Here is a 14,628-nt window from a genome sequence, read left to right on the forward strand (position 1 = left end):
TTGTTTCTAAAACTATATCCGTAGAAACAAATATTAACAAAGATTAGCGAATGATTCCAAGATCGTATTGATTAATCAAAAACTTAATTAATATGATAAATCAATATTTTATAAATATACTTAGATAATTATAAAATTATATTTCTTTATTAATTGTTGAAAAATTTCCGTGTATAATGAAATATTGTTCAAATTTCTCTGGAGGGGGGGATTCTATAAACACAATTAAATAAAACACTGAATCAATAATGTTGATATAAGTTGCACAAGATTTTCTTATCTGTTTTTATATATTTAAATAAGATAGTTATAATATATTTATGGTTAAATAATGGAAAAATTTTCATTTATTTATCGTAAATTACAAATAAAAATATATAATTATAGAGCAAAGAATTTATTTAGTGTTTATCTTGTTTATACTTTTCATTAATAAGTAATTTAATCAAAGTAATTTTTCATTTTTAATTTTTATATTTATAACACTAAATTTATTATGCAAATAAAGATATAAAGTGAAATTTATATCTTTATTCTTATATCTTAATTTTAAGAAAGGTTTAAATGAAAAAAATACACCAGAAAATTTTTCTTTTATTATCAGGGATTACTTCATCAACGGTAATATTAGTTACTGCATGTTCTAATCAAACTGATAATAAACCAAAGCAAGTAATTATAAATCCAAAATTAATTAATTTATCAACATTACAAACAACATCAAAATCAGCAAAAATAAAAGCCATAATTGATTCAAGCAAACCTGAATATAATAATGCAACGGATTTTAAAATAACATTTAATAACACTTCTTATATAGCTTTTGAGATAAAAACATCTAATAACCAAAAAGAAATTACATTTAACTTAAATGATTTAAATCCTGCTACTATCTATACATTTATAAAATTAGAATTTAAAAATAGTGTTTTAAATTCAGATGTCAATAATTTTTCTTTTACAACTACACAACAAAGTGATTTGACACCACCAAAAAAAAATGAACCTGATCCTGAAAGTGAAAAATCTCAACCTATTGACAAACAAGAATCATATAAAATCGAATCTGTTCAAACATCTAATGTTCATACAACATCTGCTATATTAAAAATTAAGATTCACACATCATCTGATATTTTAGATGCAAGTAATTTTATATTAACATTAAATAATCAAAACTACACTTCTTTGTCATTTAACAAACAAACAAAAGAAGTAACTTTTGAATTAGAAAACCTAAACATAAATACAACATATAAGTTAAATAAATTGATAGTAAATGATAAAGAATTTCCATCATTTAATTTTAGTTTTAAGACAAAAGCAGAAAATGTAGTTGAATCATTACAAGCAAGTTCGATTAGTCACAACAGTTTATCAATCACATTCTCTTTGACAGATAATAATTTAGATGTCACACAATTAAATGTAGAAGTAAGCGATTACAGTCAACCTATTTTAGTTTCATTTAATCAAGAAACTCAAAGTTACAATTTTACTTTAACTAATTTAACCCCACAAAAATCATATACTATCAATTCTATAAGTTATCAAGGTAAGACATTATCAATAAAATCCTTGAATCACACCTTTACAACCACTTCTAATGCATTGCAAGTTAATCAAGCACATTTGGTATCAAAAAGCAAAAATACTGCTGCAATCGAGTTTAATTTAAACCGCGATATAACAGACAATGAATTAGCATCATTATCGGTAGATTTAACAAACAACGAAGCAACAACCAAACATAATAAATTTAAATATTTATCAAACCATAAGATATTGCTTCAAATAGATTCACTAAAACCACAGACAACCTACAAACTAACTAAATTAACTTTAAATAACAATGATATAGCATTAAACCGAGAAAATCAACTTTCTTTTACAACATCAAAAGAAGTTGCTGCTGATTCATTTGTAATTAGCAAAATAACTTATAAAGATATCACTGCTACTTCTGCTACAGTGCATATTGACTTTAGTTCAAACGATCTTTTAAATGAAAACCATCATGAATTTGAAGTAAATTTAGATAATAAAGTTTATAAATTTAGTGATTATAATCCATCTGAATCATATGTTGAAATTGTGCTTGATAATCTTGATTTTCATACTAAGTATTTTGTAAATTCAGTTACACTAAATGATAAAACTTTAACATTACCAACTGATGAATCACAAAAATCATTTACCACCTTGGACTGAAATCGTCCGGTAATATTAAATAGTTTAGGATATACTTTTGAAGATAAAGTTTCAGCTGATTCATCTGATGTGATGTCATTAGATTTTGGTGTTATTGATTTATTTCCACTTCATCGATCTCAGTATTTCTTTACAGCAGAATTTACTGATGAAAGTGCAAATAAAGACTACAATTTAGATTTTTTTGCTACACCTAAGGAAAATAATAACAATCAATTAAGTTTAGATAATATTCGCATCTTTGTTAAAAATAATCCTGAAGAAGCTGATGAAGGACATTATTATGATTTAGAACCAAATAAAACATATAAACTCAAAGCATTAAAATTAACTAATGGTGATGGACAAAGTGAACACGGAACACTTACTTTTACTTTAAAACAAGGTGCTTCATTTATCATTGATACACATATTAACACCACCAGATATCAAAATGTTGAAATAACTAATACTAATAATAATTTAAATGTTTCACTTAGTTTATCAGCCGATTCAAGTGATCCTGTTTCAGTTGATATAAAAAGTGATTTTGGTGGTTTATGAAATATAAATTTAACTAAAACAAATGATAAATATACAGGAAGCTTACAGATTAATAATTTTCCGTCTGGAACATACAGCATCGCAAGAGTATATTTAAATTCAAAACCTATTTTTGTAAATAAAAATAATAAAGGTAACGATACATTAAGAATTGATGCAAGTAAACCAACAACAAATAATATAAATACAATAAACTATTCATATGATAAATTTAATTATCAACATAATATTATTTTAGATTTACAAAGTAATAACACTGTTAATACATTTGTCTATAAACAGTCTCCAAATATTGTTATACAAAAAAATGACTCGGAAGATTTTATTAATTTAAATAGTATATGAAATCCGAATACTAATAAATTAGAAATAAAAACTTTAAATTTAGATTTTGCAACAACTTATAAAGTTATCGGAATTGGTAGTGTACATATTAACGAAAATAAGTCATTTACAACTATAGCTAAACCTACTACAAAAGCACAGCTTAGTGTTGATGAGTTAAATAATCTAATTAATTCAATCAATCACTTAACATTAAAAAAACGTTGATGAGCATCTGGTATTAAAAAAGCTTTATTAGCAGATAAAGATTTATTTAAATACTTTAATTTTTCAAATAAAAATGGATTCGATAATGAAATAACATTTAATTTTGATGAAAGTAAATTTAGTAATCTAAATGAATTAAATGGTACATTATCGCTGACTTTGAAATTAAGTAGTGGAAATAATCATTCAATTGAAAAAACTTTTAAAATTGAAAATCTATACTCAAAAGCTTGAATTATTGCTAATAAAACTAACACATTATTATTCGATCCATTAGTACATATCTCAAAAACAGGTATTAAAAAATCCACCAAGGACTTTGATGATGCATATAAAGATGCTAAATATAGTAACATTGATGATTTAGATTCATCTTTTGGAAAACCTGCTATTATCGTTGATCTAAACGATGCATCGCTACAAAACTTTATTGATATCGATGATGGACTAAAAAGTTATGATCCAAGTGTTTTTAAAGCATATTTTGTTAAATATAAGGATGATGAAAATGTCTATAAACCATATAAAACCACTGCATATGCTCCATTAGGTATGATTCAATATAAAATAATGTTTTGATTCAATCCAACTAATGCTGAAGATAAATATACTAACCAAATTACACCTTTGTGATTAGTCGGATTTAATAATTATACTAACAAAGATGCAAAAGATTGATATACATATTTATCAAGGCAAGCAAAATTATATGCATCAGCAGATTATTTAACTGTTAATTCTTCATATGGTCTTAAATCAACTGCAACCGAGAGTGCTGAGCAAATGGTTGCATCAATAAATAATAAAGCAAATTCTCAAGAAAAAGTAGATTATCTTGATAAATATACTAATTTAATCAAGTTTATTAATGATAATTATAATGTTATAAAAGATGCCTATAATCCAGCTGTAGCACGCAGTTATTATCAAATTGAAATTATAAATGCATCAAAAATTGAATATGGTAAAAACAAGTTTGTAGATATTGCTTTTGCATTAAAACCAATATATTTGGGTGCAAGTGATGCATATAAAGCAAAAACAGATGTTATAGCAAAAAATGTTATCCATATCCAATTACTTAACAATAATTAAAAAATATCCCAAAAAAAACAAGTTTTTCGGGATATTTTTAATTCTTAATTAAGGTTAAATTAATGGCATATTCACCTAAAAGTTGTCCATCTTTAGCTAGTGTATAAGTGAATTCAAATAAATCATCAGCAAAGTTTTTATAAAACCAATTTGATACTAGTTCGATTGCTTGGTTGCGTCAATTATAACCTTCAAGATCTAATAAAAACTTAAATTCTTTTTGGTATTTTAAATATACGGTTGTAGCACCTGCATAAATATTGATATTGGTTTCTGATATTTCGATTCGATTTCGAATTCCTTGTGAAGGTTCGCTAAAAGTTAAAATGTGATAACCATCATCAAATTCATAATCTAACACAGAAATAAAATCAATATCTTTTGATTCACCATTTTGTTTTGTTGTTGATTTAAAATTAATTTTCATATTTTTTTAATGCATCCTTGATAAATTCTGGTCCATATAAATATATTGCTTTTGCTAGTTCAGGACCATGTTGTTGCGATGTAGTTGCAAGACGTATGGGCATAAAAAGATTTTTACCTTTAATGTTTAAGTTCTTTGAAGTGGTATTGATTGCATCTTGAATATTATCGATACTAAAGTTATTAAAGTCTATATGATTTTTAAATTCATTGATAACTTGAATTTCATTATCATTAAATTCAAAGTGCTTATCAATAGGATTAAGATAAAGCATTAAATTTTGATTCATTTCAGAATATGTGATAACACTTTGTTTAAATGTATCGATAAATAAATTAATTCATTGTAAACTTTTATTACTATTATCAAGTGATAAATGTTTTAAAATTTCATTGTTATCTTGAGTTTTCATATATTGTTTTGAAAATCAATTCATTTTCAAAATATCGAATTTTGATGGACTTTTACTTAATCTATTTGGATCGAATTTTAAAATATTTTCGGAATGCGACATCATTTCATTAGCATCTGCTGCAGTTCAACCTAATAATGATAAAAAGTTAAATATTGCTTGAGGTAAATATCCTTCATTTTTATAATCTTCTATAAATTGTTTTAATGATGTATCACGCTTAGAGAGTTTTTTACCATCCATATTAGTAATAATGGTAAGATGTCCAAATTCAGGCATATTTCAGTTAAGCATTTGATATAAAGCAATTTGTTTTGGTGTGTTTCCGATATGTTCTTCACCTCTTAAAATATGTGTAATCTGCATATCATAATCATCGATTACTACTGCAAAGTTATAAGTAGGATATCCATCAGATTTAATAATTACTCAATCACCAATTTCATCTGAGTTAAAACTTATTTGTCCACGTACTATATCATTTCATTGATAAACTTGATTTTTTGGCATCGCTAACCGAATCGAATAAGCACCATTTTGATCACGAATTTGTTTTTCTGCATCGGAGATTTTTAATCAATTGCGATTATAACGAAAACTAGGAATACCTTTTGCATCGCTTTCTTGCTTTTGTGCTTCTAATTCTTCGGTTGTATCATATGCTTTATAAGCAAATCCTAGTTCTAACAACATATTTGCAACTTGTTGGTAGCGACCTAGTTTTTCGCTTTGTCGATATTGGCCATATTTTGGGTTTGGTTTTAAAGGTGATTCGTCAGGTATGATACCTAATCAAGCCAAATTATCTATCTGTGATGCTTCACCACCGATAACATTGCGTTTGACATCTGTATCTTCAAGACGGAAGATAAATGTTCCATTATAATGTTTTGCAAATAAATAGTTAAATAAAGCTGTTCGAGTTCCTCCGATATGTAAATAACCGGTAGGACTTGGTGCATAACGTGTTCTAACTTTTTGCATTTACATTATCCTTGAATGCATGATCTGAGTATGCAGAATTTACTCCTTTATCAAAAAGGTGTGTTTTGTAATTTGCTCCATAAAGTTTTTCAAGAGCTTGCTTAAAGGAATTATTTTGATCTTTACCTCCACCATAAATAACATCATATTGAGGGGTGTTGTAATCACCAAATGCTCCATCGTAGTTAACACCCGATGAACGCAATGCTGTAGCAATAGTAACCCATGAGATAAAGAATACTGAATCAACTAAAGCAACTAATTCATTTTTCTTGGTTCTAACACCTGTTCCAGATGCACCACCACCAACATTAAAGTCTCTTATCGCATATGACAGTCCTGAATGGTAGTATTCTTTTCCATCATCTTTGGATGTAAATAGATTTGGTTTATTATCACCATAAGATAAAAACGGAAGTGCTAAAAAGCGATCAAAGACACCTTTGCGGTTCTTAAATTCAGAAAGTACATTTGAATGTGATAAAAATCCACCACGTTGTGCTCTTGGATTATTTGCTAAATCTGTTGAACTTTTTCCGTATAAAGAACGGTTGGCATTAGTTCATAATGAATATGAATAAGGTGCGCTAGTTATTAAATCTTTATTTGTATATTGTCAATCACCTTCTTGTAAAAAGAAGTCGACAAACCCTTGTGATTTAGTTTGTGTTGCTGGAAAACCAACAAGGTAAAGTAAGTTGTAATCAGAAACAGGTTTTTTCTTGTGATCATCAATTTGACGTTTAATAATTGGCCCATCTACACTATCATAACCACTTTGTGATAAGTAATCAAAAGTAGGAAATGATACTTTATTTGTATTGTTTACATAATCATTTGACATATCTTTAGCAAATTGTTCTTTGGTTTTTCCATTTAGCAAGTTTTCAGGTAATTTATCAACATCTACTTCAAAGATAGCAAAATCTAAAAATTCTTTTGCATTTTGAGCATTAGTTGCAACTGATGTAGGGTCAAATTTAAAGAAGTTACGACCATCTAAAATAACCTTAACAGAATTTTTATCAAAGCTAAAACTTGAAAAATGCTGATCAAAAGGAATAGTTTTTAATTGATTACCAATATAACTACCATTATTATTTAAACGAGTTAATCCTAAGGTAAAATCAGGTAAAGAACTTATACCATTTACCACGTGGTAGTTAGTGATAAAGTAGAATTTGGTTGGATAACTTTGGCCTTCTTTGATTTCATAATCAATTATTGATGCAGTTCCCGCTTCAGTTTCTTGTTTTTTTGGATATCCAACTAATTGGTTGAAATCAGTTGGTTTATTTTTGCTAATATAATCTTTAACTTTTTGTTTTACGGTTGGATCTAAACCGGCTGTTTCATCTAATTTTTTGTAAATTTTATCATATTCAGATTTTAATCAATTAGTATATATGACTGCATCTTTTTCATTACCACCTTCCTTTTCGTTTCCATAGTCAGCCACAAGTTGCTTTTCGGTATCATCTTGGATAAGTTTTCAAACACCACGGTTACCATTCGATTTGTTTCATCTGTCTAATAATTTTGTTTTAGTATCTGAATCTTTAAGTTGATTTATCAAGTTTCCCAAATCTATATTATTTGTTAATGCAGTGGTTAAAAGGTTTTGTTGATTTTCATCTTTAGTAAATAAAAAATGATTAATACTTACATGATAAGATTGTTTGGCAAAATCTGAATATTGTTGGTTAGTGATAGTTCGTGCGACTCCTGTATTATTTTCTGGATTATTAATAGCATCAGTTCAGTTAGCAGCCACACGAGGACTGATATAAGGAAGTTGTAATTTCAATTTATCTTTATCATTAACTGCAATTGAATACCCCTTGATTCTTAATTCATCATAATTTGGCATATCCAGTTTTTTTAATTTTGCATCAATTTCTTGTTTTTGTTGCGAAGTTAAATTACTTGTAAGAGTCGAATCTGCGCTAAGGTATCTGTTTTTAATTAAATTTCAATCATAATCAAATTGTTGATCTTGATTCATATTAATAAAGTAGTTTACTTGGTCATTTTCACTAACATTTTTGGTTTGACCAAAGTTAAATTCTTCTTTTTTCTTAAATCCATCGATTGTAAAACTTTTATAAACATCAGCATCTTTACCAAAAGCCATAAATATAGTTATTTTACCATTAGCATCATCTACTTTGGTATTTGTTATGGTAAATTGAGGAATTTCATTTTCTTTTGCTGATAATTTTAAAATAAGTTTTCCTGGTTCCCTAATAGCAATTGCATCCTTTGTTACATCAACATTTGAAGCATATACATCTGACTTATTTCCTGAAAAATCAATATTAAATAAATCATTTAAAGAAGATTTTTCAACTTTTTGCTGTAATTCATTTTTTGTAAGTGTATTACCAGGATTTTGTGGATTTGTTCCAGGATTAGTCCCTTGATTTCCAGAACCAGGATTATCAGGGTTTTCTTTTTTGTTTTCACCTTCATTTGCATTTGAATTGGTTTTTGTTCCACATGCAACAGCAGAAATAGCTATAAAAGCAGCAGTAGCATTAAAAAGCAAGAATTTAGATAAAAACTTGGATTTTTTTATTTTTAATGGCATAATTTCTCCTTATTATTTAATATAAGATAATTTGAATAAATTTTACTACTTTAATTTTAAAAAAAATATTTTTAATTTTCCAAAAGTAATAAAATATTTTCAAATAAATCATTGATATTATACTAAATATAAAAAATTTTTTAAAGTGTTATAATATCAATACAAGGAGATATATTATGAAACGGACCTGAAAAATTAGTTTAATTGCTCTTTCTTCTATTGTGATAACCTCGGCTGCATCTGGGGTGTTTGCTAATATTGTTGCAACTGCTGCTGATAACAGTTATCACTCATTTACTGTTAGTGATCAACAAACCTTTGATACTCGCAGTAACCTTATTTTAGAAGGAAGTAAGACTTCAAAGGATTATAACCTAAAACAAAAAGATCCAGAAACAGTCAAAACTCCTGAAAAAGAAGAAATCAAAACTATTCCTTCGGATGTACATCAAGAAGATATTATTAAAGTACAACCAAAACCACAAGAGCCTCCAAAAAAAGAAGAAATCAAAAAACCTGAGGAACCTAACCCACCACAACTTACTAATGAACCGATTAGTAAACCTGGTACATCAGAAAAAGTTACAGAAACTCCACCACCTACTATCGAACAGCCAAAAGTAGTTGAACCACCTAAGGTTATTGAAACTCCTAAACCTATAGAAAAGAAACCGGAAATTATCCCACCACAACAAGTTATACAACCTGTACAACCTGTTGAAAAACCACAACAACCAAAAACAGTTACTAAAACTGTGCAAACAGATGTAGGTAATATTCAAGTTACTGTTGAAGATGTTCCTCCACGTGTAGATAAACGTAGCGATCAAGTAAAAGGAATCACAAATCGTATACCATATCGTGCTGAATTAGTTCCTGATTTAAAAGATGTTAAACTTAATGCTGAAAACTATGCGCAAACAGTTTCAAATGGAGAAGCATCATTGAAAGCCTTTAGTAATCTTTGAGCAGGTGTTCCAGGAAAACCTGGTCCACTTCAAGAATACTATAAAGACTTATATATTTCTAGAGGTCATGATGAATTGCAAAATTATTTAAATAATAGTCCTAATGATTTAAATTTAATTTTACAATTATATGATAAATATCGTAATGTAATTGAGGCTGGTAATGCTAAGAAATTTATGTATGATTCAGTTCAAAATAAATATGATGAATGATTTAGCCGTACCGATACTTTAGAATATATCCCACCAGTTCGTGGTTATGGAAAAGAGTATTTAAAAGTAGGGTGATTATGAATAGCAATGAATATGGACCCAAGTAAGTTTAAAGAATTATCACAAAACCTTAAAAATGAACTTGCAAAAGGATTTTATATCAGTAAAGATGAAAGAAATGTTTATGTAAATGATAAAGGTGAACTAGATTCATATGCAGTAAGTCCAATTTTCAATTCAGTTGTTGCTGAAATGAAACGAAATAATGCTGAAAAGCGAGCTTTAGGATATGATACACAATGAACTCGTAGTCCTGATGACATTGCCCGTGGTAATTATCCTGGGTGAAGAAAATATGATGGTGATATGTCATATAAATACCATAAATATGGTTTTGAAAGTGATGATGGAATTTCAGTAACTGAATATAACAAAGAATCATCGAATACTGCAAATCCTAATGGGCCTAAAAAAGCATTTATAATGACTGCTGATTTAGCTAATGAAAAAGCATTTGCTAAAATAACCAATGTTATTAAAAATATGGTAGCTGCAAATGATATTCCGCTGGGAATTAGAATATTAAACATCGGTAAATATGATGATGCTCAAAATATTAGAAGTTTATTATCAGTGTTGCCTAAACATTTACCTTTATTAGAATTATATTTTGATAGCTTTAACACATCTGCTCTTGAAGCTATTTCTGATAAAGATATTGATGAACTTGGGTTATATACCAGTTTAAATTCTCTTGATGAAAGATGATCAATTAATCCATGAGCACTAAGAAATGTAGCCTGAGTAAATACCTTAGATTATAATGTAAGTTCCGATTATAATCGATATGAAAAAATTACTACTAGAATTACCTTTAATTCACTTGCTTTTGATGAAGATGACTGACACGGTGAAAATGATATGACAACAATTAATAACGGATTACGTATGGCCTATGTAACCAGAAATAATGAACGTATTTTCCAGGGTGCATTTGGTCCAGGGTTGAAACCCGATCGTAATGCTTCTGGAAATTCATATCCGACTGGTTTAGATTTATCTCGAATTAAAGAAGCAAAAGGACTTAAAAATATGATTTTCTATGATGAAGATCACGGTTATTCAACCTTACGTAAATTAACCAGAATTGTCTTATATAATAATTCCGATACATGAGAAACTGATACTGATAATATGAATAAAGCACAATTCGCTATGGTTTTAGCAAAAGATATCCCGATGCCTCGCTCTAAAATTATTTTTTCAAATGGCAAAGGAACCAAGAATATTTTAATTAAACCAAAAATACCAGGTGCGACTTTAGATGGAACTGGTTTGGCTAACTTATCAACATTGATTGCTTATAGCGACGGAACTTTCTTTAAAGAAACAACTAAAATCTTTGTTCCAAATGATGCAACCAATTTATATAATCAATTAAAGGCAAATGGATATAATGTTGATTATCAATTAAATGATATACAAGAAATATAAAAATAATACCTAAAAAGGTATTATTTTATTTCTTTATAATTTGATTCGTCAATGAATTTATCACCCGATAATTCTTTACGTTTTTCTCGCATCTGCTCTCATGATAAACTTGGATTTGCAAATTCTTTAAAATCTAATCCTGATTCTAAGGCAAGTCGTATTTCTTCCATCTGTCAAGCATCAAAAAGACCACTAGAATATAAACTGGTATCAACTCCACTTTCTAAACCAAGACGTATTTCCTGCAATTGGCCATGACAATATGAATCTAAATCATTATTTCGTAATTCGACATAATCTGGAAATTGATTAACTAACAACTCTTGTTCGCGACTACGACCTTGATATTCAAATAATGCTTCTTGGTATTCCCTTTTAATTCAAATTAATAAGTTTTGTAGTTCTTTAAGTGTTTGTGGGTCCTTGTTACGTTTTTTTTCGATTTCAAGCAATAAAGTTTTCTTAGCTTCGCGTTGTTTTGATGTTAAAGTCGCATCATCACGAACTCAATCATAATCACGCTTTAAAAAGTTATCACAAGCATATAATGTCTTAGCACGCACTTGATTTTTTTTATCAATATATACATGCGAAAGCGATACAAGTGGTCGATTTTTACTTAAATTATCAATTATCCCTTTATATAACTCATGAATTTGTTCGATGTTAAAAAAATCTGTTTCTAAATAATAAATTGATTCTTCATCAAAAACTTCATGCAGATCATGGTCACTTATTTTATAAATTTCAGATGTATCTATAAAGCTATCATGGATAAATAAACCAGTTTTTGCTTTAGGAACCTTGATTTCATATTCCAATTTAGCTCGCTTATGATGAAATTTGTTTTTGGCACTTCGCGCTTTAACGTAGTAATAAACATCTTTATAAATATCTAAAAAAACTACAATTGGATGTACACCAAAATTATTTTCAAGTCGATCAAAGGTAACTGATTCATATGGTTTGAAAGGTTTTAATGGTTCAAAATGTTTTTGTATTTTATCTTTTTGTTCTGACATATTAACTCCTTTAATAAAATTATAAAACATTAAAATAAAGCAAAAACAAATTTTTAAATTTATATATAATAAAATAAAGGGGTAAAATGATTGATAATAAATTAACTTATATTACACTGTTTTCATCAGCAGGAGTTGGTTGTTTCGGGTTTAAAAAGCAAGGATATGAATGCATCGCTACAAGTGAATTACTTGATAAACGTTTAAATATACAACGAATAAATAATAAATGTAAATATCAAAGTGGTTACTTATTAGGTGATATCAAAGAAAATTATGATAATTTATATAATGAGATACAAAGATGACATTTGCTTGGTAATAATGTTGTTGATGTAATTATTGCTACTCCGCCGTGTCAAGGGATGAGTGTTGCAAATCATAAAAAGAATAACAATGATATAAACCGAAATAGTTTAATTGTAGAAAGTATAAAATTAATAAACAATATTCAACCAAATTTTTTTATTTTTGAAAACGTTGCTTCCTTTTGAAAGACGGGGTGTTTATATAACAAAAAAATCGTTACAATATCAGAAGCTATTAAAGAAAGTTTAGGTAAAGATTATGAATATCAACATAAAATTATAAATTTCAAAAATTATGGGAGCAACTCATCAAGAACACGAACCTTAGTCATTGGTGTTCATAAGAAATTAACTGATAAAATTGATGTTGAGAAAATCTTTCCTAAATATCAGGGTGAAAAAACGCTCTATCATGTGATTGGTGATATGAAATCATTAAAATGAGGTGAATATGATAACGAAGATTTTTTTCATAGCTTCCGAACTTATAAACACCATATGCAATCATGAATACAAAATATCAAACCAGGACAATCAGCATTTGATAATTTAGAAGATATAAATAAGCCACATAAAATTATTAATGGTAAAATAATAATAAATAAAAATAAAAATGGTGATAAGTATAAAAGACAAAGTTTTGATAAGGTTGCTCCATGTATTCATACTAGAAACGATCAACTAGCAAGTCAAAATACAATTCATCCGAATCAAAATAGAGTATTTTCTATTCGAGAGTTAATGAAAATGATGACAATACCAAATGATTTTAAATGAACTAATATCCCTCTGTCACAGTTGAATAAGTTATCTTATGATGAAAAAGTTGCTTTTTCAAAAAAGAATGAAATGAATATAAGACATTGTATCGGTGAATCAGTACCTACCGTAATCTTTGAACAAATTGCTAAGAATATTAAGAAAGAGTTTTTTGATGAAGAAAAGTTTAAATAAACAACAAATAAAACAAATTATAGAAGAAAACGAATTAATAAACCATCAGAATTTAATTAAATTTATTAAAGATAACAAACAAAAATATGATTTCAATAGTTTATCTAGAATAATTGAATTATCTAATAGTAAGCGTAATCATTATGCAGCATTTTATACACCACAAATTATTTTAGAGCAAATATATTTACAATTACCAGAATTTACAAAGAAAGAAATTAATATTTTAGAACCTGCAGTTGGTTCAGGTAATTTTTTTACCTATTTTATTTAGAAAATATCAAAAAAATATCGTGAACTTAACAATTATTGATATAAATAACGAATCGTTAGAACTTTTAAAAATTCTTTATAAAAACAATATACCTGAAAACTTTAAGATTAAATATGTAAATGATGATTATTTAATGTTAAAATTCAATAAAAAACTTGATTTAATTATTGGAAATCCGCCCTTTACCAAAATAAATAAAATTAAAAAAGTGAAATATCAAAATTTACATCAATATTCAGTGAATTTAAAAAATTTAGCGGGATTATTTTTAGAAAAATCTTTATTAGAAGCCGAGAACATTTCACTGATAATGCCAAAAAATTTATTAAATACACCAGAATATCAAGAAACACGTAACTTATTAGTTAATTTTAATATTTCATCAATTATAGATTTTGGCGAAAAAGGATTTAATGATATTTTAATCGAAACTATTAATATAACAATTTCAAAATGTATTATAGATAGAATTTATATTAAATCATTACCCAAAAAACAAGAAAATTATCAATTCAGGGACTATATTTTCTCTAAGGAATTGCCATACTGAGTTATTTATCGTGATTAATTTTTTGATTTTG

The 14,628-nt window shown here is 27.4% G+C and carries 9 protein-coding genes; 5 read left to right on the forward strand and 4 right to left on the reverse strand.

The window, feature by feature from the left end; genetic code table 4:
- Positions 1-564 precede the first annotated feature (564 nt).
- Complete coding sequence (locus tag ACXYRQ_RS00450; protein ID WP_458614452.1) at positions 565-4,401, forward strand: hypothetical protein; 3,837 nt, start codon at positions 565-567, stop codon at positions 4,399-4,401.
- A 37-nt stretch (positions 4,402-4,438) separates the two neighbouring features.
- Here the strand turns inward: ACXYRQ_RS00450 and ACXYRQ_RS00455 are convergent, their stop codons facing one another.
- Genes ACXYRQ_RS00455 through mip form a run of 3 tightly spaced genes read right to left on the reverse strand, consistent with a single transcriptional unit; the run spans position 4,439 to position 8,814 of the window.
- Entirely contained in the window at positions 4,439-4,828 is a 390-nt protein-coding gene (locus tag ACXYRQ_RS00455; RefSeq protein ID WP_458614453.1) for a hypothetical protein, read from the reverse strand.
- Positions 4,818-6,224 (reverse strand): glutamate--tRNA ligase, encoded by a 1,407-nt coding sequence (gene gltX / locus ACXYRQ_RS00460; RefSeq protein WP_458614454.1) that lies wholly within the window; start codon positions 6,222-6,224, stop codon positions 4,818-4,820. Before gltX ends, ACXYRQ_RS00455 begins: the two co-directional genes overlap by 11 nt.
- Positions 6,211-8,814: an Ig-specific serine endopeptidase MIP gene (mip, locus tag ACXYRQ_RS00465; RefSeq protein WP_458614455.1), complete on the reverse strand. Its 2,604-nt coding sequence runs from the start codon at positions 8,812-8,814 to the stop codon at positions 6,211-6,213. Before mip ends, gltX begins: the two co-directional genes overlap by 14 nt.
- A gap of 176 nt (positions 8,815-8,990) precedes the next feature.
- On the opposite strand from mip, the gene ACXYRQ_RS00470 reads away from it, so the two are divergent.
- Complete coding sequence (locus ACXYRQ_RS00470) at positions 8,991-11,489, forward strand: putative immunoglobulin-blocking virulence protein (protein ID WP_458614456.1); 2,499 nt, start codon at positions 8,991-8,993, stop codon at positions 11,487-11,489.
- Between the two features lie 20 nt (positions 11,490-11,509).
- Here the strand turns inward: ACXYRQ_RS00470 and ACXYRQ_RS00475 are convergent, their stop codons facing one another.
- The gene (locus tag ACXYRQ_RS00475) at positions 11,510-12,511 is read right to left on the reverse strand and encodes an Mbov_0400 family ICE element protein (protein WP_458614457.1); all 1,002 of its coding nucleotides are present in this window, start codon (positions 12,509-12,511) and stop codon (positions 11,510-11,512) included.
- Between the two features lie 86 nt (positions 12,512-12,597).
- On the opposite strand from ACXYRQ_RS00475, the gene ACXYRQ_RS00480 reads away from it, so the two are divergent.
- The 3 genes from ACXYRQ_RS00480 to ACXYRQ_RS00490 are packed head-to-tail and all read left to right on the forward strand — an operon-like array spanning position 12,598 to position 14,615.
- Positions 12,598-13,773, forward strand: coding sequence for a DNA cytosine methyltransferase (locus tag ACXYRQ_RS00480; RefSeq protein WP_458607473.1), 1,176 nt, complete (start codon positions 12,598-12,600; stop codon positions 13,771-13,773).
- Positions 13,754-14,047, forward strand: coding sequence for a hypothetical protein (locus tag ACXYRQ_RS00485; RefSeq protein WP_458614458.1), 294 nt, complete (start codon positions 13,754-13,756; stop codon positions 14,045-14,047). The genes ACXYRQ_RS00480 and ACXYRQ_RS00485 overlap by 20 nt, the downstream gene beginning before the upstream one ends.
- Before the next feature lie 19 nt (positions 14,048-14,066).
- The gene (locus ACXYRQ_RS00490) at positions 14,067-14,615 is read left to right on the forward strand and encodes an Eco57I restriction-modification methylase domain-containing protein (RefSeq protein ID WP_458614459.1); all 549 of its coding nucleotides are present in this window, start codon (positions 14,067-14,069) and stop codon (positions 14,613-14,615) included.
- The last annotated feature ends 13 nt before the right edge of the window (positions 14,616-14,628 follow it).

The sequence above is a fragment of the Mycoplasma sp. 394 genome, assembly GCF_054353895.1.